Annotated in this window: 23 protein-coding genes and 1 tRNA gene; 12 read left to right on the plus strand and 12 right to left on the minus strand. The window is 74.8% G+C overall.

Annotated features, from left to right (window positions below):
- Window positions 1-276: 276 nt before the first annotated feature.
- Entirely contained in the window at window positions 277-543 is a 267-nt protein-coding gene (locus tag ACFVFR_RS12220; RefSeq protein WP_383700174.1) for a hypothetical protein, read from the plus strand.
- Window positions 540-818: a hypothetical protein gene (locus tag ACFVFR_RS12225; protein WP_383700176.1), complete on the plus strand. Its 279-nt coding sequence runs from the start codon at window positions 540-542 to the stop codon at window positions 816-818. Before ACFVFR_RS12220 ends, ACFVFR_RS12225 begins: the two co-directional genes overlap by 4 nt.
- Before the next feature lie 113 nt (window positions 819-931).
- Here ACFVFR_RS12225 and ACFVFR_RS12230 read toward each other — a convergent pair whose 3' ends face one another.
- Both ACFVFR_RS12230 and ACFVFR_RS12235 read right to left on the minus strand, forming a co-directional pair.
- Window positions 932-1,513 (minus strand): TMEM165/GDT1 family protein, encoded by a 582-nt coding sequence (locus tag ACFVFR_RS12230; protein WP_383700178.1) that lies wholly within the window; start codon window positions 1,511-1,513, stop codon window positions 932-934.
- A 252-nt stretch (window positions 1,514-1,765) separates the two neighbouring features.
- Complete coding sequence (locus ACFVFR_RS12235) at window positions 1,766-2,623, minus strand: ABC transporter permease (protein ID WP_383700180.1); 858 nt, start codon at window positions 2,621-2,623, stop codon at window positions 1,766-1,768.
- A gap of 191 nt (window positions 2,624-2,814) precedes the next feature.
- Here ACFVFR_RS12235 and ACFVFR_RS12240 point away from each other — a divergent pair, with 191 nt between their 5' ends.
- Window positions 2,815-3,483 (plus strand): DUF1524 domain-containing protein, encoded by a 669-nt coding sequence (locus tag ACFVFR_RS12240; RefSeq protein ID WP_383700182.1) that lies wholly within the window; start codon window positions 2,815-2,817, stop codon window positions 3,481-3,483.
- A gap of 170 nt (window positions 3,484-3,653) precedes the next feature.
- A complete protein-coding gene (locus ACFVFR_RS12245) occupies window positions 3,654-3,836 on the plus strand; it encodes a hypothetical protein (RefSeq protein WP_383700184.1) in 183 nt (60 codons plus the stop codon).
- A 647-nt stretch (window positions 3,837-4,483) separates the two neighbouring features.
- Here the strand turns inward: ACFVFR_RS12245 and ACFVFR_RS12250 are convergent.
- The gene (locus tag ACFVFR_RS12250; RefSeq protein WP_383700186.1) at window positions 4,484-5,224 is read right to left on the minus strand and encodes a Clp protease N-terminal domain-containing protein; all 741 of its coding nucleotides are present in this window, start codon (window positions 5,222-5,224) and stop codon (window positions 4,484-4,486) included.
- Window positions 5,225-5,855: 631 nt separating this feature from the next.
- On the opposite strand from ACFVFR_RS12250, the gene ACFVFR_RS12255 reads away from it, so the two are divergent.
- The 3 genes from ACFVFR_RS12255 to ACFVFR_RS12265 all read left to right on the plus strand — a co-directional run bounded on the left by ACFVFR_RS12255 (window position 5,856) and on the right by ACFVFR_RS12265 (window position 8,447).
- Window positions 5,856-6,323: a DoxX family protein gene (locus ACFVFR_RS12255; RefSeq protein WP_383700189.1), complete on the plus strand. Its 468-nt coding sequence runs from the start codon at window positions 5,856-5,858 to the stop codon at window positions 6,321-6,323.
- A gap of 474 nt (window positions 6,324-6,797) precedes the next feature.
- Complete coding sequence (locus ACFVFR_RS12260; protein ID WP_383700191.1) at window positions 6,798-7,451, plus strand: DedA family protein; 654 nt, start codon at window positions 6,798-6,800, stop codon at window positions 7,449-7,451.
- Between the two features lie 303 nt (window positions 7,452-7,754).
- Window positions 7,755-8,447 (plus strand): lytic transglycosylase domain-containing protein, encoded by a 693-nt coding sequence (locus tag ACFVFR_RS12265; RefSeq protein WP_383700192.1) that lies wholly within the window; start codon window positions 7,755-7,757, stop codon window positions 8,445-8,447.
- A 19-nt stretch (window positions 8,448-8,466) separates the two neighbouring features.
- Here ACFVFR_RS12265 and ACFVFR_RS12270 read toward each other — a convergent pair whose 3' ends face one another.
- On the minus strand, window positions 8,467-9,240 hold the full coding sequence (locus tag ACFVFR_RS12270; protein WP_383700374.1) for an alpha/beta fold hydrolase: 774 nt from the start codon (window positions 9,238-9,240) through the stop codon (window positions 8,467-8,469).
- Window positions 9,241-9,688: 448 nt separating this feature from the next.
- On the opposite strand from ACFVFR_RS12270, the gene ACFVFR_RS12275 reads away from it, so the two are divergent.
- On the plus strand, window positions 9,689-10,720 hold the full coding sequence (locus ACFVFR_RS12275) for an aspartate-semialdehyde dehydrogenase (RefSeq protein ID WP_383700194.1): 1,032 nt from the start codon (window positions 9,689-9,691) through the stop codon (window positions 10,718-10,720).
- A 293-nt stretch (window positions 10,721-11,013) separates the two neighbouring features.
- On the opposite strand, the gene ACFVFR_RS12280 is transcribed toward ACFVFR_RS12275, so the two are convergent.
- Window positions 11,014-11,706, minus strand: coding sequence for a TetR/AcrR family transcriptional regulator (locus ACFVFR_RS12280; protein WP_383700196.1), 693 nt, complete (start codon window positions 11,704-11,706; stop codon window positions 11,014-11,016).
- A 155-nt stretch (window positions 11,707-11,861) separates the two neighbouring features.
- Here ACFVFR_RS12280 and ACFVFR_RS12285 point away from each other — a divergent pair, with 155 nt between their 5' ends.
- Entirely contained in the window at window positions 11,862-12,569 is a 708-nt protein-coding gene (locus tag ACFVFR_RS12285; protein ID WP_383700198.1) for a hypothetical protein, read from the plus strand.
- Window positions 12,570-12,767: 198 nt separating this feature from the next.
- Here the strand turns inward: ACFVFR_RS12285 and snpA are convergent, their stop codons facing one another.
- The gene (gene snpA / locus ACFVFR_RS12290) at window positions 12,768-13,436 is read right to left on the minus strand and encodes a snapalysin (protein WP_383700200.1); all 669 of its coding nucleotides are present in this window, start codon (window positions 13,434-13,436) and stop codon (window positions 12,768-12,770) included.
- A 321-nt stretch (window positions 13,437-13,757) separates the two neighbouring features.
- Here snpA and ACFVFR_RS12295 point away from each other — a divergent pair, with 321 nt between their 5' ends.
- Window positions 13,758-14,825 (plus strand): LysR family transcriptional regulator, encoded by a 1,068-nt coding sequence (locus tag ACFVFR_RS12295; protein WP_383700202.1) that lies wholly within the window; start codon window positions 13,758-13,760, stop codon window positions 14,823-14,825.
- Here the strand turns inward: ACFVFR_RS12295 and ACFVFR_RS12300 are convergent.
- Together ACFVFR_RS12300 and ACFVFR_RS12305 are read right to left on the minus strand one after the other, a co-directional pair.
- Complete coding sequence (locus ACFVFR_RS12300; RefSeq protein WP_383700204.1) at window positions 14,767-15,147, minus strand: anti-sigma factor antagonist; 381 nt, start codon at window positions 15,145-15,147, stop codon at window positions 14,767-14,769. The two genes, ACFVFR_RS12295 and ACFVFR_RS12300, sit on opposite strands and share 59 nt — an antisense overlap.
- A 722-nt stretch (window positions 15,148-15,869) precedes the next feature.
- A tRNA-Val gene (locus ACFVFR_RS12305) sits at window positions 15,870-15,941 on the minus strand.
- A 502-nt stretch (window positions 15,942-16,443) separates the two neighbouring features.
- Here ACFVFR_RS12305 and ACFVFR_RS12310 point away from each other — a divergent pair.
- The gene (locus ACFVFR_RS12310; RefSeq protein WP_383700377.1) at window positions 16,444-17,760 is read left to right on the plus strand and encodes a hypothetical protein; all 1,317 of its coding nucleotides are present in this window, start codon (window positions 16,444-16,446) and stop codon (window positions 17,758-17,760) included.
- An 88-nt stretch (window positions 17,761-17,848) separates the two neighbouring features.
- On the plus strand, window positions 17,849-18,070 hold the full coding sequence (locus tag ACFVFR_RS12315) for a zinc ribbon domain-containing protein (RefSeq protein ID WP_383700206.1): 222 nt from the start codon (window positions 17,849-17,851) through the stop codon (window positions 18,068-18,070).
- 53 nt (window positions 18,071-18,123) lie between these two features.
- Here the strand turns inward: ACFVFR_RS12315 and ACFVFR_RS12320 are convergent, their stop codons facing one another.
- The 4 genes from ACFVFR_RS12320 to ACFVFR_RS12335 all read right to left on the minus strand — a co-directional run bounded on the left by ACFVFR_RS12320 (window position 18,124) and on the right by ACFVFR_RS12335 (window position 22,356).
- On the minus strand, window positions 18,124-18,882 hold the full coding sequence (locus ACFVFR_RS12320; protein ID WP_383700208.1) for a GntR family transcriptional regulator: 759 nt from the start codon (window positions 18,880-18,882) through the stop codon (window positions 18,124-18,126).
- A 754-nt stretch (window positions 18,883-19,636) separates the two neighbouring features.
- Complete coding sequence (locus tag ACFVFR_RS12325) at window positions 19,637-20,299, minus strand: O-methyltransferase (RefSeq protein WP_383700210.1); 663 nt, start codon at window positions 20,297-20,299, stop codon at window positions 19,637-19,639.
- Between the two features lie 159 nt (window positions 20,300-20,458).
- A complete protein-coding gene (locus ACFVFR_RS12330; protein WP_383700212.1) occupies window positions 20,459-21,115 on the minus strand; it encodes a response regulator in 657 nt (218 codons plus the stop codon).
- Window positions 21,106-22,356, minus strand: coding sequence for a histidine kinase (locus ACFVFR_RS12335; protein ID WP_383700214.1), 1,251 nt, complete (start codon window positions 22,354-22,356; stop codon window positions 21,106-21,108). Before ACFVFR_RS12335 ends, ACFVFR_RS12330 begins: the two co-directional genes overlap by 10 nt.
- Window positions 22,357-22,434 lie beyond the last annotated feature (78 nt).

Raw genomic sequence — 22,434 nt, forward strand, 5'->3', positions numbered from 1 at the left:
ACCGGCCCCGCACCACCCCACGACGGCCCCGTACGGACCCGGCGCTCCGCATGGGGCCGCCGTCGCGGCGCACGCCCCCGCGCCGACCCGCCACCCCGCGCCGCCCCGCCGCGTCAACGCGCGCCGCCCGGGGTGGTACAGGCTGATTTCCTACCTGACGCGCCGCGCATCCCGCCGTCCCCGCCGCGTGCCTCCCGTTGCCCCACCCTGGGCTGGTCCGCACGCGGGCGCACCGGTGCCCACACCTCGGGAAGGGATACGCACACGATGACCTCCATGGGGAAGCCTCCCGCAGCGCTGGGTGGGCCCGGTGGCCCGTGGGTCGCGCCGCCCGATCGCGGGCCGACCAGCGGGGAGTGGGTCATCGACACGGCCTCGGGCCGGCTGGGCGTCGTCCTGCGGCACGGCGCGCGTCGCGTCGCGTTGCGCTCGCTGACCGGCGGCGACGTGTGGGAGACGGACTGCGCCGCGCTGCGGTCGCCCACCCCGCGCGAGCGGCTGAGCGCGCGGATCGCGATCGCCAACGGGCGGTGGGGCAAGTGACCGAGGAGGAGGCGATCGCGGCGATCGGCGACGCGGTGGAGGACCTGGCCACCGGCCGTACCGGGGTCCTGACCGACGCCGGCCCCTACACCTCGCCGACGACCCGGCGTACGACGTTCCTGGTGTTCATCCGGCCGGAGCGGGGCGGCGTCGAGTGGACGACCGAACCCGAGCAGGTACGTCCCTACGCGCCCGCGGCGCACCGGTGCGTACCCCCGGCGCGGCGCGCGCCCCGCGCCCGCGCGGCCGTGCCGCGCGCCACCCCGTACCGCTGACGGGCGGACGCGCCCGCCCCCGCTCCTGCGGTGCCACGCCGTGCGCGGCGCGGGAGGGGGCGGGGCGGGGGCCGGGGAAAGCGGACGGAGCGCGAGGGGCCGGCGGGGGCGGGTCAGCCGGCGATCGCCTCGTACAGGCTGAACGCGGCCAGGACCAGCATCACGCAGGCGCCGATCTTGGTGATCAGGCGCAGGGGCACGTACTTCATGAGCGTCCGGCCGCCGACGATGCCGATGCCCGCCACCGCCCACAGGGCCAGGACGGCGCCGACGCCGACGGAGAGCGGGCTGTCGTAGCGGGCGGCGAGGTTGGCCGTCATGATCTGGGTCAGGTCGCCGAACTCGGCGACCAGGATGAGCGTGAAGCCGCTGCCGGCGACCTTCCAGAAGCTCTGGTCGGCGGGCTTGGCGATCTCCTCGTCACCCTCGTCCTTCTTCAGCAGCAGCATCGCCGCGCCCGCCAGGAAGAGCACCCCGACGATCGCCTGGAGCAGCCGCTGCGGCAGCAGGGTGAGCACGCTGCCGGCGGCGATGGCCAGCGCGACGTGGACGGCGAACGCGGCGGCGACGCCGGCGAAGACGTAGGAGGCGCGGTAGCGGGCGCCGAGCATCAGACCGGCCAGGGCGGTCTTGTCGGGCAACTCGGCCAGGAAGACGACGCCGAAGGTCACGGCGGCGACGGTGAGGCTGAACACGGGGCTGGGTCCCTCATTCGGTCGGGAAGCCGCACCGGAGAGGCCCTGGGGGAGGGATCGCTTCGGCACGGCAGCGTCGGACACTGCGGCCGAAGGTCTCGCTGGCACGGTGGGTGCGTACGGAACGACTCGGCACATCGCCTAGATGTGCCCGATCCGTGCCCACCGGCCTCCGGGCGCCGGCTCCCCCCACCCCCGTGGCGTGGTGCGCCGGGAGGCGGGTGAGCAGTATGTCGACGGTCCGGCGAAGAGCTACTCCCCTTCTGCTGCCGTCGAGGATACGCCAGGGTCCGCGCGGCGGTGCAGACGTCCCCTGGCGACCAGCTCCAGCACCACCGCGACCGCCACCACCTGCACCGCCATCAGCGCCACCAGCACGAACACCTGCACCGCCCCGGCCCGCACCGGCGAGGCGCCGCCCAGCAGCATGCCGACGAAGGCGCCGGGCAGTGTGACCAGGCCCACGGTGCGGGTCTGGTCCAGACCCGGCAGCAGCGCGTCGGCGGCGGCCGGCCGGGCGATCTCCAGGCGGGCCTCGCGCGCCGGCAGCCCCAGCGCGAGCCCGGCCTCCACCTCGCCCCGTCGCGCGGCCAGCTCGTCCAGGGCGCGCCGGCCGCCGAGCACCGTCGCGGTGAGCGCGCCGCCGATGAGGATGCCGGTGATCGGGATCAGGGCGATACCCCGGAGCGGCACCAGCCCGGTCAGCAGCAGCGCGGCCACCACCGGCCCGACCCCGGCGGCGATCGGCAGCGCGGCCCACCACCAGGAGCGCCCCGGGGTGATGCGGCGGCCGGCGGTCCGCACGGCGACCGCGAACATCACGGCGACGAAGGTCAGCAGCAGCGGCACGGCGCGTACCACCCAGCCGATCAGCACACTGACGGCGGCCAGTTGCACGACGGCGCGCAGCCCGGCGGTCAGCACGGCGCGCGCGTGGCCGCCCGCGCCCGGCCCCGCCGGCCCCCCGCCGCCCGGCCGACCGGTCCCGTGGGTGAGGTGGGCGAGCGCGCCGACGGTGGCGGCGGCCAGCAGCAGGACGAGCAGCAGCACCCCGAGAGCGGGGCTGGCGGGCAGCAGGGTGGCGCCCGCGAGCGTCGTGGTGGCAGGCACGGCATCACCTTACGAGGCGTCAAAGTACTGGCCATGGCTGGTGCGTGGGACGCGCCGAGGGGGCGTACCCCCTTGCTTTGACATGACCGCGTCGTCACTCTGTTACCTGGCGCCCACCCCACGGAAACCCGGCGCCGAGACCATGTCCGGGCCACAGCGCCCGCATCCCCCCACCGCAGAGGGAGTTCGCCATGTCCCGTACGGACACGACCTCGTCACGCCGCAGCATCTACGCGCGTCGCGCCACCGCCGTCGGCGGCCTCGCCACGCTGGTCGGCACGCTGGTGCTGAGCGGCCCGAGCGCGCAGGCCGCCCCGCCCACCCCGCCGAGCGCCGGTACCGCGCGCACCTACCTCGCGCAGCTCACCGTCAAGACCGAGGGCTCCTCCAGCGGCTACAGCCGGGACAAGTTCCCGCACTGGAGCACCCAGAGCGGCGCCTGCAACACGCGTGAGGTCGTCCTGAAGCGCGACGGCAGGAACGTGGAACAGAACAGCAGTTGCGCCGCCGTCAAGGGCACCTGGTTCTCGCCGTACGACGGGGCGACCTGGAGCGCGGCCTCCGACGTGGACATCGACCACGTGGTGCCGCTGTCGGAGGCGTGGAAGTCGGGCGCCAACAGCTGGACCAACTCCCGGCGCGAGGGCTTCGCCAACGACCTCACCCGCTCGCAGCTCATCGCCGTGACCGACAACGTCAACCAGGCCAAGGGTGACAAGGACCCGGGCAAGTGGCTGCCGCCCACCAAGAGCTACCACTGCACCTACGCCCGTATGTGGGTCTCGGTCAAGCACCACTACGGCCTGTCCGTGGACAGCGCCGAGAAGAGCGCCCTCGGTCGCATCCTCAACGGCTGCTGACCCCCGCGCCCGCCGCACCGATCCGCCGCACCGGACCGACGGGGCGGCGGATCGGCCGCGTCCGACGGATCGGCACCTCGCCGCCGTGGCCGCTGTCGCACCTGACGCACGGCGTCGAGGACCGGAGCGCGGCGCTGTGCGCCGGCCGTCGGGGCCCGCACGGGGCCGCGGTGGCCGAGCGCCTGCGCCAGCGCGCCGACCTGGAGCACGGGGCGGCCCTCCCCGCCCCCTTCGACGTACCGACCGACCTGGTCGCCGAGGTGGGCCACGGCCCCGCCGCGCCCGTGACCATCCGCGCGCCCTCCGACGACGCGCACCGCGCCTGCGTCGCCGAGCCCGACCGCTCCCGGTGACCGCGCCCGCCCGCCAGCCGGGTCCCACGACTGACGTGCTCACCGGCGCCCAACAGCATCCCCACCGTCTTCCGGGCGGGCTTCCGGTTCGCCTGGAACCGGCCGGGGCGCACCCTCGGGCGCCCCTTCGCCCGGCACCCCGGGGCCGACCGCCCCGCTCCGGGCTGGCGCCGCACGGGCGACACAGGGTCGGCAACCAGCTGATGACCCCCACCCCGCGCGGCCGGACCGCCCGGCTCCACCTCGACCAGGCCCGTGCGACGGACCCGGGCCCGCCCGCCCCCACCGCGCGGCGCGAGCCACGGTAGACGGGCGCGGGGGCGCACGGGCGACGGCACGGGCGATACGGGGCCGGGCCCGGGTCGGGCCGAGGCGGCGCGAGGGCTCAGGCGTACGTGGCCGGAGGGGGTGAGCCAGGGGGGTGCGAGGGCTCAGGCGTATGCGATCGAGGGCGAGCCGAGGTGGCGCCAGGGCTCAGGCGTACGCGACCGAGCCCCAAGACCCCCGGGCCCCGGCCACCACGCCGCAACGCGCCACGCCCGTCACCGCGCGCGTCACCGCCCGGTCCGGCCCACTCCGCGGCGGCAGACTCCGGCCCGGCCCGGCCCACCCCGACCCGACTCACCCCGGACCGGCCCGGCCCGCGCTCACCCCTGCTCGGGCGCCGCCTCGCCGTCCGCCGCGGCCTGGGCCACGTGGGCCGACGCGGCGTCCTTGGCGATACCCAGGCCCGCCAGCACACCCGCCCCGTCCTCGTACTCCAGGAGCGCGAGCAGCAGGTGCTCGGTCCCGACCTCGCGGTGCCCGAGCCGCAGGGCCTCACGGAAGGTGAGCTCAAGAGTCTTGCGCGCGCCCGCGCTGTACGGCACGAGCTCGGGCACCTCGTCGGCCGGCGCGGGCAGCGCGGCCAGCGCCGCCTCCCGGACCCGCTCCAGGGGCACGCCCTGCGCGCGGATCGCCTGCGCGGCCGGCGCCTCGGGCTCGCCGAGCAGCCCGAGCGTCAGATGCGTGGGCCCGACCTCGGAGCTGCCCGCCGCCTTGGCCTCGCCGTGGGCGGCGACCAGGGCGTTCCTGGCCCCGACCGTGAACTGGTTGAACCCCTGGCTCGGGTCGAGCGGGGGCGCCTCGCTCGACCCCTTGGACACGAACCGCTTCTGGGCCGCCTGCCGGGTGACGCCCATGCTCGTGCCGATCTCGGTCCAGGAGGCGCCGGAGCGGCGGGCCTGGTCCACGAAGTGGCCGATGAGGTGGTCGGCCAGCTCGCCCAGGTGGTCGGCGGCGATCACGGCGCCGGAGAGCTGGTCGAGGACGGCGGGGTGGACCTTCTTGATGGCCTCGATCAGCTCGTCGAGCCGGATCGGGGGCGTGATGTTCAAGGGCTGCGTCATGCCGTCAACCGTAGGTTGACAGCAGGGCGAGCGTCAACCCGAGGTTGACAGCTGAAACGGATTCCTGTTCCGCACCAATGCCTTCGCGCCACGCGAGCCACCACCCACCTCCCGCCCCGCGCGTACCACCCGCCCAGCCTCCCCGTCGAGAGGGCGCGACCTGCCGCGTCCCGGCGCACACGGAACCGTGACGCCGCCCCGACAGGGCGATGCATTTCAGCCATTCAGATGACCCGTCGCGGTCAGCGCCGGGAAATGGACCCGCCCGGCCGGCAAAAAGTCCATACCAACTGGTCGAGACCACCTGACGGTCATGCCCATGTCGCTCTACGCTCGGCATGGCGCCCCGACGTGTTCACGGCGGCCCGCCCACCAGCGGGCCGAGCCCGCCACACATGCAATGACCTTGCATAACGCGCCACGCACCACCGCCACACCGCCCCGTGCAGCGACGATGCGCGAAAGCGGCCCCGCACGCCGGTCACCCACGGCCGGGCGAGCCGGCGCCCCAGGAGCCCCCGGCATCCGACGCGGCACATCTGGCAGAACTTGAACTTGCAACAAACTATTAGGCGTCCCTAACCTGGCCCCCTCGTTGTTTCCCGTCCCCGAAAAACGAGGAGTCCCTGTCATGTCGTCCCCCACCTCGCTCACCGAACAGCTCGACGCCGCCCGACCGCGCGTCACCTCCCTCTTCCGGATCGTCGTCGGCCTGCTCTTCGCCTGCCACGGCGCCTCGTCCCTCTTCGGCAGCTTCGGCGGCGTCGACGGCGCCGGCGGCACCGTGGACACCGGCACCTGGCCCGGCTGGTACGCGGCGGTGATCCAGCTCGTCGGCGGCGTCCTCGTGATGACCGGCCTGTTCACCCGCAGCGCGGCCTTCATAAGCTCGGGCTCGATGGCGTACGCCTACTTCACCGAGCACCAGACGGAGAAGCTGTGGCCGCTGGAGAACGGCGGCGAGGCGTCCGCGATGTTCTGCTGGGCCTTCCTCATGATCGTCTTCACCGGCCCGGGCCCCTGGGCCCTGGACCGGCTCGTCGGCGGCCAGCGCGACCGGCACCTCGCCGAGCCGCGCCGCCAGCCGACCCGCGTCTGAGGCGCCGGCCGACCACCGGCCCGCCCGCCGGCGGCGCGTCGACGCCGCCCGCACACCCCGGCCGCGTCCCGATACCGATCGGGACGCGGCCGGACGTCGTCGCGACCCGCCCCACACCGCCCCACCGGGCCCGCGACGCCCGCGCGGACGCGACATGGCCGACCTACGGATGTAACGACGTGATGACGAGTCGACATATCGAGAAGCCGAGGTTTGGCCGCCCCGGCGGGACGTTATGCGCTGTTGCTCATGGTGTGCCCCGGCGTGCTGGGCCCGTGGTCCGCCGGCTACCGCCCGGTCACCGGCGCCACGCCCCGCTGACCAGCGTGACCTGGGCGTTATCCGACCGCGGTGACCGGTCACGGCTCGGTATGCTCTGCCGACACAGGCATACGCTGTATGGCTGTTGCCGAAGAGGCCGCTCCTGCCGCTCCCCTGCGACGTCGCGGCGGGGGAACGGGACCGGGAGAGACGTTGCTGGAAACCTTGGGGTCGCTCGTCGACACCCCGTGGATCTACGTGATCATTGGCGCGTCCGTGGTCCTCGACGTCTTCCTGCCCGTCCTGCCCAGCGGCATCCTGGTGATCGCCGCGGCCACCGCCGCCGCCGGCACCACGACGGCCGACGCGGTGGGAGCCGCGCGGGGCGTCAAGCCCGACGCCGACGTCCCCGAGATGCTCGCCCTGGTGCTGTGCGCCGCCACCGCCTCCGTACTCGGCGACCTGGTCGCCTACCGGCTGGCCTGGCGCGGCGGGGAGCGCCTCGACCGCGCCATCGCCCGCTCCCGCCGACTGACCGCGGCCCAGCAGAAGTTGGGTGCCGCGCTGGAGCGCGGCGGGGCCACGCTCGTCGTCCTCGCGCGGTTCGCCCCGGCCGGGCGCTCCGTGGTGAGCCTGGGAGCCGGCGCCGCGCACCGCAAGGCGGCCGAGTTCCTCCCCTGGTCCGCGCTGGCCGGACTGATGTGGGCCGCGTACAGCGTGGGCCTTGGCTACCTCGGCGGCCAGTGGCTCGGCGCGACCTGGCTCAGCACCGCCGTCTCGGTGCTCGCCCTGTTCGCGGTGGGCACGATCGCCGGCTACGTCATGAGCCGGCGCCCGAACACCCGCGAGCCCCAACAGGCTTCCTGACCCGGGCCCGGACCGCCGCGTCCGCCGCCCGATCCCGGTCGCCGGCCTCGGTCACCGGTCACCCGCTCCGGTCACCGGTGGCCGGCTCCGCTTGGACCCCGGGCCACCGGCCCGACCGGCCGGTGTCGGCCACGGTGTCCGATGTCGGCTGGCGCCCCGTTCCCCGGCGTACCAGGGGCACCGGCGCGCGAGGCGGGAACGCGAATACGGATCAACCGTCGCACGTCCTCCCTCGATTTCGGGGGCCCACGTAAATCCGGTTATCGTCCACCCCATGCTCTTCTCCCCACCTTCCGTTTCCGTATGGTGACCCGTCGTGCCCGGTTCGGCTGTGCGGTGGTGGCCAGCGCGGCCCTGCTGGGTGCCGGGATCTTCGCCGTACGCGAACTGGTGACGGACGGCCCCGACCCGCTGCCCACCGTGCCGGACGAACACCGCGCCACCATCGAGGCCGCCGCCCGCACCTGCGTACCGCTGACCGTGCCGCTACTCGCCGCGCAGATCGACGCGGAGAGCCGCTGGGACCCGCGGGCCAGCTCCGGCAAGGCGAACGGGATCTCCCAGTTCGCGCCGGTGACCTGGGAGGAGTGGGGCCGGGACGGGGACGGCGACGGCAAGGCCGACGTGTGGAACCCGAAGGACGCCATCCCTTCCCAGGCCCGCTACATGTGCCACCTCTACGACTCGGTCAAGGACGTGCCCGGCGACCGCACCGAACTGGCGCTCGCCGCCTACAACGCGGGACCGGGCGCGGTCCTGCGGGCGCGCGCCATCCCCGAGTTCAACGAGACCCGGGGCTATGTCGACCGCATCCTGCGGCAGTTGCTGCCCGACTACGAGCAGACGGAGCGGGAGCGACGCGAGAAGCTACGCGAGAACGCGGACGCCACCCCCACCGGGGCGACCCCCACCACGGCGACACCGACCGACTCCACCGGGGCGAGCGCCACCCCCGGGGAGACCTCCGGCGAGACGACCGCCGCGAACGGGTTCTGAGCTCCCGGCGCGCCCGCCCTCAGTCGGGGTCCCGGGCGAGGAAGTCCTCCACGACGCGTACCAGCTCAAGGGGGGACTCGTCCGCCGGATAGTGCCCCGCGGTCGGCAGCTCCACCAGCTCCGCCGCGGGGTACCAGCGCAGCCAGGTCGCCCGCATGACCGCCGCCGACAGCGCCGGGTCGTGCCCGCCGACCACCACACGTACCGGCAGTGGCAGACCCACGACCCGCTCGTGGAAGTCCTCCAGCGCCCAGGAGTCGAGCCAGGCCCGCATCGCCTTGGGATCGACGCGCTCGGTCGAGTGCCGGACCATGAGGTCGAGCCAGGCGTCCGGGTGCCGGTCGCCCGTCGTCAGGTTGATGATCGCGCGCCGGTTCTCGGGCCGGTCGGGGGCCGCGGCGAACAGCTCCCACTCCTCCCCCGACATCGGCACCCCGCTCGCGGGCACCGGCGCCACCCCCACCAGCCGGCGCACCCGGTGCGGCGCCGCCACCAGCAGCCGCTGCGCCACCGCGCCGCCCATGGAGTGCCCCAGCACCGAGAACCGCTCCCACCCCAGGTGGTCGGCGAGCGCCAACAGGTCGTGGCCGGCCTCGTCCGTGGTGTACTCGCCGGGCACCTCACGCGCCGCCCCGTACCCGCGCAGGTCCGGCAGTACGTAGGTGAACGCCCGCCGGTCGAGGTGCGGGAGCAGCGCGGCGTACGCGGAGCGGTCCGAGAACCAGCCGTGTACGGCCACGACCCGGTGCGGGCCCTGCCCGACGACCTCGTGCGGGGGAACGAACGGTGCCAGGGGTGCCACGGTGCCTCCGATCCGAGGTGGGCGCGAACGTTCGGCACGCCCGCAGGGCACAACCGTGACCGCAACTCGGCGAGCGGGCAAGGTGGCTGGCCGGATCGAGCCCGGCGACGCGCCACCAGGCGCCCTCCGGCTGGCCCGTTCCCACCCGTGCGGACGGTCGTCCCCGGCGGCGACGATCCGGCGCAGATCACCTCCGCGATCGGAACTCCACCGTCCGCGTGACCCTCTTCACCTGCGGATCAGGCATACACGAGGGCGGTGGGAGGGAAGGTGCGGGAGATACTGCAAACGGTCGTACGTGTCCGCCCAGCGGGTCGGCGGCGGGTCGCCCCGGAAAGCGGGTGCGCGTACGGACGGGGTGAAGACGTGATGACGGAGCACGACCGGGGTGGCGGTGCGTCCACCGGCCCCGGCGGACGCAGGTGAGTGGAGGAGCAGGATGAGGATCGGAATCGTCGGTGCCACCGGCCAGGTCGGCGGGGTGATGCGCGGCATTCTCGCCGAGCGCGCCTTCCCGGTGGAGCAGCTGCGGCTGTTCGCCTCGGCACGCTCGGCCGGGCGCACGCTGACGTGGCAGGACACCGAGATCACCGTGGAGGACGCGGCCACCGCCGACTACTCCGGCCTGGATGTCGTGCTGTTCTCGGCGGGCGGCACGACCTCCCGGGCGCTGGCCCCCAAGGTGGCCGCCGCCGGCCCCGTGGTGATCGACAACTCGTCGGCCTGGCGGATGGACCCGGAGGTCCCGCTGGTGGTCTCCGAGGTCAACCCGGAGGCCGTCGCCCGACGTCCCAAGGGCATCATCGCCAACCCCAACTGCACGACCATGGCCGCCATGCCGGTGCTGCGCCCGCTGCACGCCGAGGCCGGCCTGGAGAGCCTGGTCATCGCCTCCTACCAGGCGGTGTCCGGCAGCGGCCTGGAGGGCGTGGCCGAGCTGGAGGAGCAGATCCAGAAGACCGCCGAGAACGCGGCGCGGCTGACCCACGGCGGGTCGAACGTCACCCTGCCCGAGCCGCGCAAGTACGCGCGCCCCATCGCGTACAACGTGCTGCCGCTGGCCGGTTCGCTGCTGGAGGACGGTTCGAACGAGACGGACGAGGAGCGCAAGCTGCGCAACGAGAGCCGCAAGATCCTGGACATCCCGGAGCTGCTGGTTTCCGGCACCTGTGTGCGGGTGCCCGTCTTCACCGGTCACTCGCTCCAGGTCAACGCCCGCTTCGCGGCCCCGCTCAGCCCCGAGCGGGCCACCGAGCTGTTCGCCTCGGCGCCGGGCGTGACGCTCTCCGACATTCCCACCCCGCTCCAGGCGGCCGGTCAGGACCCGACGTTCGTCGGTCGCGTCCGGCGGGACGAGACCGTGCCCGACGGGCGCGGCCTGTCCTTCTTCTGCTCCAGCGACAACCTGCGCAAGGGCGCGGCGCTGAACGCCGTGCAGATCGCGGAGCTGGTGGCGGCAGAGTCCGCGTAACGCCCGGCGCACCACGCCATCGCACACCACCCACGGCCGAGCCCGGTCCCGCACGCGCGGGGCCGGGCTCGGCCCCGTTCTACCCCGGCCACCACGCCCCGGCAGCCCCTCACGCCGCCTCGGGGCGGGGCGGGCGCGGGGCGAGCTCCGGGCGCGGGGCGGTGGGCGGACGTGGGTCGGTGTACGCGCACGGGCGCGCGGCGGGGCGTACGCGGCGGGGCCGGCCTCACGCGCGGCGGCGCGGGTCACACGCGCGGCGGGGCGGCGCGGTGCCCAGACGCGGCGGGGCGGGGTCAGCGTGGTCGGGCGGCGGGGGTCGCCGCGCGGGCCGGCGGGCCGGCGGGCGAGGTGCGGGCGGTCGCCTGAGGGCGGCCGGCCGGCAAGGGGCGGGGGCTCTCGGGCGTGGCGACGGGGGGCAGGTCGCGCAGTCCGCCCAGGGTGATGTCGAGGTAGCGGCGCCAGTCCCCGGTCCCGTTCCGGATGATCGCCGCGAGGCCGCACACGATCATGCTGAGGTCGGCCACCTCCACCTCGGAGCGGATCGTTCCCTGGGCTCTGCCGCGCACGATGAGTTCGGCCGCTATGGCCTCGGTGCGCTCCGCCGCCGCGCCCTCCGGCCGGGCCGATCCCAGCGTCGCCTCGATCGAGGCGGTCAGGCCGCGGTCGCTGGCCAACACCTCGCCGATGTACCGGATGTAGCGGGCCAGCCCGTCGGCGGCGTCCGGGCAGGGCACGCACACGGTGCGGCCGAACTCGACGATGTCGTCGTGCCGCTGCTCGCCCGCGGCCTCGATCAGCGCGGCCCGGCTCGGGAAGTGGCGGTAGACGGTGCCGATGCCGACCCCAGCGGCGCGGGCCACTTCGGGCATCTGCACCTCCTGGCCGCGCGCGGTGAACAGCGCCCGCGCGGCGTCAAGGACGCGCGCCCGGTTGCGCTCTGCGTCGGCGCGCGGCTTCCGGCGCCGTGGGGGCGATGGGGTCGACACAGTGCCCGATCCTAGTGCCAGCCCCGTCCGGGCGTTCCGGGTCCGCGTTCCAGGCACCTGGCATACGTGCAGGTGGGAGGGGGTTTTCGCGTTCCAGCGTCCCGCATGGTCGCCGTTGTCTTGCACCCCGGTCGCGGCCGTGGCGAAGTTGCCTCATGAACACGTACTCGCACCACGACAACGTCGCCGACGCCACCACCACCCACGCTGTGACCAGCACCTCCCGGGCCGCGCGGCCCGGCGCCCGGACCCGGCTCGGCCGCGTCGGCGCCATCGGACTGGCCGTTCTGGCCACCGCGGCGACCACCGCCGTCCTGGCCCCGGCCGCGACCGCCGCGCCCCGCGCCGCCGAGCCGGCGTTCCTGGCCCCGGCCGAACTGCCGCCGCACCCGTCCTCCGTCTGGCACGCCAGCCCCGTCACGGCCGGCACGCCGGACCCGCTGCCCTTCTGCGTCGGCCCCGCGCTGCCCGGCGCCACCTCCGTCCACCGCGACTTCTGGACCGAGTTCGACACCAGCGCGGTGCAGGTGACCGTCGTGGAGCGGGACGAGACGCGCGCCAAGTCGCTGGCGGCGCTGTGGAACAAGACGATCCGCGAGTGCGCCGACAAGGCCGAGCAGGAGGACCCGGACACCACGGCGGAGTTCCGCGACTTCGGCCGGATCAACGTCGAGGAGGGCGCGAACGTGTACGGCATCCACACCGCCCACACCTGGGGCGCCTCCGACATCAACATGTTCTCGGTGGGCCGCGACGGCCGGACGGTCACCGTCGTGAAGTGGGGCCAGATGGGCAACTTCCAGCACGCCCAGGTGTCCGACTTCAAGAAGACCACGACGACCGCCGTCAACAAGCTCTACTGACCGCCCCCGGACCCGCCGCGCGGGCCCGAACCACGGAACAGCGGACCGGCCGCCCCCGCGCACAGCGTGCGGGGACGGCCGGTCCGTCGTGTGGCGCGGGCCTCGTGCGGGGTGCCGCCTCGGGCGGTGCCGGCGTGGGGCGCGGCCACCGTGGGGACAGCGGCGCCGGTCGGCCGGCCCGTCGCGGGCCGGGGCCCGTTACTTGACGAGGACGCCCTTGGCGAAGGTGTCGACACCGCTCAGACCGTTGGCCCAGAGCTGGTTGACGCGGGCCGACTCCTGCGCGTTCGGGTTCGGGTTGGTGCAGGACGGGCCGGGGCCGCCGCCCGACATCAACTCGCTGCACGGGCCGGAGTAGTTGTCCGGCAGGCCCAGCACGTGACCGGTCTCGTGCGTGGTGACCCGGGTCGAGTCGTACTGCTGGTTCTGCTGGTAGTCCAGGAAGATGTAGCCCCGGCCGTGCCCGTCGGTGCTGGCGTACGAGCCGCGCGGGTCGTTGCCCTCGCGGTACGAGAAGTCGCCGCCGCCCGAGCCCGCCTGGAGCTTCACGTTGGAGACGTGCGAGTTCCAGATCTGCGCGCTCTGCGAGATCTGCGAGGCGAAGGTGGGCGCCTGGCTGGCGTCGTAGGTGACGGTGACGGCCCGCTCGCCGGTCCTGGCCTGCTTGGCCTTGGCCGACGTGATGACGGCCTCGAAGAACGCCTTGGTGGCCGCGGCGTTCTCACCGGAGGCCTCGTAGGCGGCGACGCTGGCGGGCGTCGACCGCTGCGTGGCCGCCGCGCTCGCGTCGGCGGAGGCCGGCAGCGCGGTCATGGTGGCCAGCCCGAGGCCCAGCGAGACCGACAGGAATATCTTGGAGCTTTTCATGGGGGGACTCCTTTGGGCGTCCGAAGGCCCCTGCGACCGCCAGTGGGGTAGCGGCCGGGCCGTCCGGAACGTGTCCCGCCGAGTGTCAGGGACACGTCGCACAGCGCGGACGATGTCAACTGCCGATAGCCCGAAGCTATAGGTCCAGGAAACCGACGAACCTCGCACGAGCTCTTCTTTCGGGGTAAGTCGCCACCCTCGAACGGCCCTCACCGTGACGCATCGCATCCCGCCAACCTCCGGCTGTGGGAACAGGCGATCGGATGGTGCGTCTGGTGTGCGTCACGCGTACGCCGTTATGCTCCGGCCGTGGAGCTCGACGTGAGACACCTTCGTGCGCTATGTGCTATCGCCGACGCGGGCAGCGTGCGCAAGGCTGCGCTGCAACTGGGCATGACGCAGCCGTCCCTCACCACGCAGCTCAGGCGGATCGAGAAGGCCATCGGAGGGCTGCTGTTCACCCGCGAGCAGTCCGGCAGCCAGCCCACGCCGCTCGGCCGCTCCATCCTGGCCCGGGCCCGGCCGATCGTGGCCGACATGAGCGCCCTGGTCAGCGCGGCCAAGGACGCCGCCGCCAACATCAGCGAGGCGCACCTGCGCATCGGCAGCACCGGCAACCGCGCCGTGGCCGGTTGGCTGCGCAAGCTGCACGCGCGACTGCCCGACACCGACACCACGATCCACGTGGACGTCTCGGCGACGATGCTGCTCCAGATGGTGGCGACCCAGCAGCTCGACGTGGCGTTCGTGCACGAGTTCACCGGCTTCCCGCTGCCGGTGCCGGCCGGTGTCGAGCGGCACACCCTGGTCGCCCAGGAGCCGCAGTTCATCGCGCTGTCGGCGAACCACCCGGCCGCCGGCCGCCCCGTCGTCCGGCTTACCGATCTGACCGACGACCGCTGGGTGGTCGACCTGACCATGGAGGACGAGTGCGCCTCGCTGCGCCGCGCCTTCGCCCGGGCCGGGCTCAACCCCCGCATGGTGCATGTGCGGGACAACACCACGGCCGCCGAGCTCGTCGCCTCCGGCGAGGCCGTCACGCTGTGCCAGCCGACCACCACCGCCCGCGAGGGCATCGTGATCCGCCCGCTGCGCGACGACCCGCTGACCGTGCGGCTGTTCATGGTCTCCCGGCCGCACACCGCCCGGGGGCCCGACACCGACGCCCTCTACGCCGACCTCAGATCGGCCTATCTGGAGCTGGCCTGGGCCAACGCGGCGTACCGGCTGTGGCTGCTGCGCCACAACAGCCCGCTGCTGCGCGCCGACGAGGCGGCCCCGACCGGCCGGCTGCCCTCGGCCGCCGCCTCGTGTCTGGCACCGATACCGATCACGCTGCCGGCTCCAGGGCCTGCTCCAGAGTCGGCACGGGCCTCAGCAGCCCCGTGAGGTTGGCGATCTCCATCAGCCGCAACGTGATGGCGTGCGCGCAGACCAGGCCGAGCCGTCCCGCGCGCCGGGCCATCCGCTCCTCGGCGCGCACCAGCAGCGCCAGTCCGGTGCAGTCGAAGAACGTCGTACGCCGCAGGTCGACGACCACGTGCGGGGTGCCGGTGGTCGCCGTCGCCTCGTCAAGAACGACCCGGATCGCTCCGGCGGTGGCGAGATCCACATCCCCCGACAGCTCCACGACGGTGCAGCCGCGCACGGCGTACGACCGTGCCAGCCGCTCGCCGTCGTCCAACGCGCTCGCCCAGCTCGCACCGCTCACGATCACACCACTCCCGACGTGAGGCACTGTTTCGCCCACCGCCCCCGCGTCCCCCGCTCCACCGATCACGCCCGTGTCCCGCACATCCCCCGTACCCCATGTCTCCCCCAGGTCTCCTGAGTGCCCGCGCGGGGCACCTTCCCGCCCGGTCTCGGCCGAGCCGGTCGCCCCGTGCGCACGCGGGGACAGGGCGGTCTCCCCGTACTCCACCGCCGCCGTCCTTCGTTGCTGGTCACAGCCCATGCTGCCGTCCCCGATGTCCGCCCGACCCGCCGCCCTGGCACGGGTACACCTGGTGCCGGTGCCTGGTGCTCGCCGGCGTCGATTTCACGCCATGGCAACTGGGGCGACAGGCCGGCCACGCTAGCGGCGAGCGTCTACGAGATAGCGTGCAAGAACGATTCTTGGGAACAGAAGAACACTCGTACGAGTGAAGACGCCTGCTCCCCCTTGTTGTTGACGTGGCGTCAAACATGCGTCAGGAGAACGGGCTTGAACTGTGCGCCGACGACGCCCGCCCCGAGCCCCCTCGCCCCCACCCCTAAGCCGCCCCACCGGCCAGCGGACCAGCTCGCCTCCCGACCGGCCCCGAACCCGCCGCGCGAACATCCGCCGCGCTCGTCCCCCGGTGCCCGCCGGGGCCACCCGGCCCGAGCGTCCCCGAAACGCCGAAGAGGCCCGGCACCGAGATCGGTACGGGCCTCTTTCCGGGTCGGACTCGGTGGGCACAGCTGGGATCGAACCAGCGACATCTGCTTTGTAAGAGCAGCGCTCTACCGCTGAGCTATGCGCCCTGGCATGAGCCGACAGCCTACCCCGAGGGTGCCCCGTGCTCGCAAACCCGTGCCCCCGGGGCGATCGCGGTTCCGGGGCTGGTCGGAGGCGGGAGGGAGCGGGTGGCCCGGCGCACGGGCGGGCGGCGGCCACGCGGTGTGGCGAGGTGGCCGACGCGGCGGGTGGGGAGGGGGTGGCGATCGGCGCGCCGGGACGCGAACTATCCGGCCCGTGTGTTCGTCCCTAACGGATGGGAGAATGGCATCCGGGCCTGGGGCGATTCATCGGGAGAGGGTAGTGACGGCGACCACCACGCATTCTGTACGCCTAGTACGTCGCCTGCTGCACGGCCGCCCGCCGTCCCGCGTCGCCGCCCCACTCGCCCTGGCCGCGTCGCCGGTCGCGGGCGTCGCGCTCCCCGCCCGCGCTCCCCGCGCCGCGACGGCCGGCCGAGGCGTCGGGGCCGGCTCCGGTGGCCCGGGGGTCCGTGCCGCCGGGTCGGGGGGCGCCGGGCTCGGCCGGGTGGTCGCGGACGTGCTGCTGGTGGCCGCCCTCCCGGTCCCGCTCGTGGTGGCCGCGCTGGCCGGCGCCTTCACCGGAGGTGGCACGCGGCGGTGGTTCGGGCGCGGCGAGAGCCAGCGGGCCGACGCGCAGGCGGCCAAGGACGCCGCCGCCGCCGCGTTCTACGAACTCGACACGGCCCAGCGGGACCTGCGGATCTCCATCGAGACGATCGCGGCCGTCGACGACTCCCCCGCCGCGCGGCGGGCCATCAGCGACTTCGCGGCGCTCGGCCAGCGCATCGACCAGGCCAGCCACGACTACATCAGCGCTGTCGACGCGCACGACCTGGACCGCGACGACCTCGAAGCCAGCGCCGCCGCCCGTGCCCGCGCCGAACTGGCCCAGGCCAAAGCCGGGCTCGACCAGGCCAAGGGCGACCTCGACCGGTTCACGGAGAGCCTGGCGCCGCTGCTGCGGACGGCCGAGAGCCAGTTGGCCCGGCTGGCGCCCGCCGTCGAGCGGGCCCGGCAGGCGCTGCTGGCGGCCAGCGACGCGCTCGACGCGGTGCGCGCCTCCGGGCTGCGCGCCGACGAGTTGGCCGCCCGGCTCGCCGCGCTCTCGCCCGAGCTGACCAAGCTCAACCAGGGCGCCGGACAGCACGGCGTACAGGAGACGATCCGGCGGGCCGACCACGTGGTCCGAGCGGCCGAGGCGGTGCGGGGGGAGGCCGAGCGGCTGCCGGCGACCGCCGCCGACATCGACCGGCGACTGGTCTCGCTGCGGACCCGGGCCGAGGCCATCACCACCCGGGCCGAGGGTGTCGAGCCGGTGCTCAGCGAGTTGCGCCGGCGCTACAGCGCGGCGTGCTGGCAGGACCTCCAGCCCGTCCCCGAGCAGGCCGCGCGCTCGGTCGCGCAGGCCGAGGCCAAGCTGGCGGAGGCCAGGGCCGCGCGCGAGGCACAGCGCTGGCCGGACGCGCTGTCGCTGCTGTCCACCGCGCGGGCGCTGCTCAACACCACCGACGAGGCGGTCTCCACCGCCGGCGACCGGTTGCGCCGGCTGGACGAGGTCTCCCACGACCGGGCGCGGGAGGTGGAGCGCACCCGGTTCGCGCTGCGGGACGCCCAGCGGCTGGCGATGGCGGGGCGTAACACCCCCGACCCGCGGCACGCCCGCCCGCTCGACGACGCGGTGGCCCGACTGGCGCGCGCGGTCGACGGCCTGGAGGGCCGCCACCCCGACTGGTGGCACTTCCTCACCGAGACCGAGGCCGTGCGGCAGACCGCGGCCCGGGTGGTGCGGGAGATCCGCGAGGAGCGTGGCAGCGGCGGCTGACCCGTCGGGCCGGGCGGCCGGGCCCGCGTTCGGGACGATGTTCGGGCCACGGCCCCTGGCCTCGGCGGATCGCGATTAGGCTGCGGGCATGCCTCGTTACGAGTACCGCTGCCGCGCCTGTGGCGCCAACTTCGAGCTCAGCCGCCCCATGGCGGACGCCAACGCCCCCGCCACCTGCCCCGACGGACACGGTGACACGGTCAAGCTGCTGTCGACGGTCGCCGTCGCCACCGGAGCCACCGCCGCCCGGGGCGCCGCGCCGGCCGCGCCCACCGGGGGCGGCTGCTGCGGCGGCGGCTGCTGTAGCTGACCCCGCGCCACCGGCCGACCAGCCACCGCCCGCCTGGGCCCGCGCCGCCCGGCTCAGCCCTCCGGGGCGGGAGCCGGAGGCGCGGGCGCGGCGCGGCGGCGGGCCAGGGAGCCGGAGGCGGCCGAGCTGTGCATCGTGAAGGCCATCGTGCCCGGCACGTACCGGTCGTCCGACCACTCGATGGGCGTGCCGGTCGGGTCGGTGCTGCGGCGCCGCTCGCGCAGCAGCGGGTCGCCGGGTCGGCAGTCGAGCAGTCGGGCGTCCGTCGCGTCGGCGCGCGCCAGGTCGATGGTGTGCTGGGCGTCGGCGATCACCACGCCCCGCTCCTCAAGGCGGACCGTGTGCGAGACGGTGTCCGGCTCCAGCGCGGCGACCAGGGCGCCGACGTGCTCGGGGTAGACGGTGCGCTCGATCATCACCGGCCGGCCGGAGAGCGTGCGCACCCGCAGCATCCGGTAGACGGTGGCCCGGGGGCCCAGCCGTAGCTGCTCGCGCTCCTCGGCGTCGGCCGGGTGGCGCGCGAGGGTGACGACCCGGCCGCCCGGTTCCTCGCCGACGGAGCGGGCCCAGCGGGTGAAGCTGAGGAGTTCGCCGAAGCTCTGTACGCGTTCGGTGCCGAGGACGACGCGCCGGGTGCCACGGCGGGAGGTGACCAGGCCCTCCGCGCGCAGCACGGCCAGCGCCTGTCGGATGGTGCCTCGCGAGACGTCGTAGCGCCGCGCCAGCTCGCCCTCGGCCGGCAGTCGGCCGCCCGAACCGTACGCCCCTTCCGTGATCCCCTGCCGCAGGTCGGCGGCCACCTTCTGGTACATCGTGCGCGGCCGACCCCCGGTCGCGCCCCGCCCAGCGGCGCCGTCCCCGCCGCCCTCGCCCACCGGGGCCGCGCCCTCGGCGGCCCCGCCCCCGGTGGTCCCGCCCTCGGTGGCTCCGCCCCTGGCCGCGCCGTCCGCCACTGCCGCTCACGTCTCCCTCGCGCGTACCGTCCGGGCCGGCCCTGTGCCGGCCCCGGCGCGCGTGCGCGCGCTTCCCGCGCCGCGCCGCGTGCCACGCGCCGGCCCGCGCCGCCGCTGTGCAACGGGAGCCTAGCCGTGCCCGGGCCACCCACCGGACGGTCGGCACGCCACCCCGCGCCGGCCGCGCCGCACGGCCTGCGCGATGCCAGGCGGGCGGGATGCGAGCGCGGCGCGCGGGCTCCGCGCCCGGACGGGGCCAGCCACCCGCGGCCGCGTACCCCACGCGCGGGCACGCCCCACGGGGCCGCCGCACGGCGCGCCCACGGACACGGCAGACGCGGCACACGGGCGCGGTACACGGGCGCAGCACACGAGCGCGTGCCGTACGAAGTGGCGCGGGCCCGCCCCACGGCGGCCGGCCACGGGCACGCCGGACGGACACGGGGGCGCGGACGAGGCGGGTGGGCACGGCGGCGAAGGCCGCGCGCGTGCGGGAGACAGGCGAACGCGGTGGGACGCGGGGGCGCCGGGGGGCACGCGGGCGCGGCGGGGCACGCGGGCGCGGCGGGCGGTGGGCCGGCGGCGGGGCGGGCCACCGCTCGCCGCGCGGCGGCTACCCCCGGCGGGCCAGGGTCAGCCCGTCGGCGATCTCCAGCATGACCGAGTCCACCCGGGAGTCGGCCAGGACGTACTCGTTGAAGGCGTGGATGGCGGCGCCGTTGGCCGACGCGGTGTCCGGGTCGACGACCTGGCCGCCGTAGCAGACGTTGTCCACGGCGATCAGCCCGCCGGTGCGCATGCGGGGCACCAGTTCCTCCCAGTAGCCCAGGTACCCCTGCTTGTCGGCGTCGATGAACGCCAGGTCGATGTGGGGTTCGCGGGGCAGCGCGCGCAGCGTCTGGAGGGCGGGTGCCACGCGCAGGTCGACACGGTCGGCGACGCCGGCCTTCTCCCAGGCCGCGCGTCCCCGGGCGGTCCACTCCTCGGAGACGTCACAGGCGATCAGCCTCCCCTCGGGAGGCAGCGCCCGCGCCATACAGAGCGCGGACAGGCCGGTGAAGGTGCCGATCTCCACCACGAGGCGGGCGTCGATCAGCCGGACCAGGAACGCGAGCAGGGCCCCCTGCTCCCGCGCGATCTGCATCTCCGCGTGCTCGGGCTGCTGCGCCCGGGTGTCCTCGATGAGTTCGCGCTGGACGGGGTCGAGCGGAGGGTTGTGCGCCAGAACGTACGCGTGCAGCGCGGTCGACGGCGCCGGACGCTTGGAATCAGCCATGGAGAACCTTCCCCTAACTTCCCACGGTGCGACAGCTTTTCCCGATGTGCTCCTGACGTGCCCTGACGTGATCGCGGCGGCGACGGCGCGCGCGAGCGGGGTCGCCACCGCGAACGAGCGCGCCGCGTGGCACCGCGTGCCGCCCGGCGCGATCCTGCCTTAACTACCCACGTAGCGGAGCACGGCAAGCACCCGGCGGCTGTAGCCGGCGGACCCGGTGAGCCCCAACTTGTCGAAGATGGCGTTGATGTGCTTCTCGACGGCGCTGCGCGAGACGTGCAGCCGCTGCGCGATGGCCGCGTTGGCGTGCCCCTGGGCCATCTCGCCGAGCACCTCGCGTTCGCGCTCGGTGAGCCGGGCCAGCGGGTCCGCGTGGGTGCTGCGTGCCAGGAGCTGGCGCACGACCTCGGGGTCGAAGGCGGCCTGCCCGGCGGCGACGCGTTCCAGGGCGTCCAGGAACTCGTCCACCTGCATCACCCGGTCCTTGAGCAGGTAGCCCACGCCCCCGCCGCCGGCGGTCATCTCGCCGGTGAGCAGTTCGGTGGCGTAGCGCTTCTCGACGTACTGGGACAGCACGAGCACCCCGAGCCGGGGGTGGCGGGCGCGGATCTCCAGGGCGGCGCGCAGGCCCTCGTCGGTGTGGGTGGGCGGCATGCGGACGTCGACACAGACCGCGTCGGCCGGGTGCGCGTCCACGGCGCGCAGCAGCGCGCTGGCGTCGCCGACCGCCGCGACGACGTCGTGCCCCTCCTCGGCGAGCAGCCGGACCAGGCCCTCGCGCAGCAGTGTCGAATCGTCGGCCAGGATTACGCGCACGGCAACTCCGCGGTGATGGTGGTGGGGCCGCCCGGCGGGCTGTCCACCCGCAGGGTGCCGTCGATGGCCGCGACCCTGCGGGCGAGCCCGAGCAGGCCGCTGCCCGTCGGGTCGGCGCCGCCGGAGCCGTCGTCGGTGATGCGCGCCCGCAGGACGAGCGGCGGGTGCGGGTCCGCGCCGGTGTCGGGCCCGGCCGCGCGGCGGGGCGGGCCCGGGGGCCCGGCCGACGGCCGTGGTCGCGCCGGGGAGGCCGGGGCCACCGGGTCGGCGGGGGCGCGGGTGAGGGCGATGTGCACGTGCCGGGCTCCGGAGTGCTTGACGGCGTTGGTGACGGCCTCGCTGACGACGAAGTAGGCCACCGCGCGGACCGCCGTATCGGGCTCGGTCGGCAGCCCGTAGTCGAGCCGTACGGGCAGTACGGAGCGCTCGGCGACGGTCTCCAGGGCGGCTCGCAGTCCCGCCTCGTCCAGCACCGTGGGGTACACCCGCCAGGCGACCTCGCGCAGTTCGTCCAGTGCCTGCCGGCTCTCCGCGAGCGCCTGGGCGAGCAGGGCGTGTGTGCGCTCGGGGTCCTGGCCCCGGCGGGCCCGGCCGAGCAGCATGCCAAGGGCCACCAGCCGCTGCTGTACGCCGTCGTGCAGGTCGCGTTCGATGCGGCGGCGTTCGTCGTGGACGGCGGCGACCACGCCGGCCCGGCTGCTGGCCAGCTCCTCGATCCGCCGGTGCAGGTCCTCCTGTGGGTGGACGCCCAGGAAGTACCAGGCCAGCCGCTGCTCCAGGGAGACGACGCCGAACAGGCTCTGGGCGGCGAGGAAGAGCAGGAACAGCCCGCCGACGGCGGAGGAGACCTGGGCGAGCCGGTTGTGGTCGTTGAACATGTACCAGCCCCAGACCAGCAGCGACCCGTACGCGGCGCCGACCAGGACGGAGAACACGACCAGGCAGCCGACCAGGGCCAACAGCCAGCGCACGGCCAGGTACCCGAGCGCCTGGCTGCCGCCGAAGGTGAAGCCGATCTCGACGCCGAGGAAGTACGCGAGGCGACGCCGCTCCCACCACGCCAGCCGCCGCGCGCCCCGTGCCACCACGCCCAGCACCACCTGCCGGGCGCGCGGCCAGGCGAACACGCACAGCAGCGCCAGACCGCTGAGCGCGGCGTAGAGCAGGCCGACCACGGCCGTGCCGCCGCCGATCACGATCCCCACCGATATGCGCAGTCCGCGCCGCACCCACAGGCCCATGGCGGGCACGCTAGTCGCCCGCCCCGGCCCGGCACACTGAGGATTTCCGCAGGTCGTGCTTGTGGAGGGCGGTACGCG

Source organism: Streptomyces sp. NPDC057702, from assembly GCF_042799315.1.
Classification (GTDB): Bacteria; Actinomycetota; Actinomycetes; order Streptomycetales; family Streptomycetaceae; genus Streptomyces.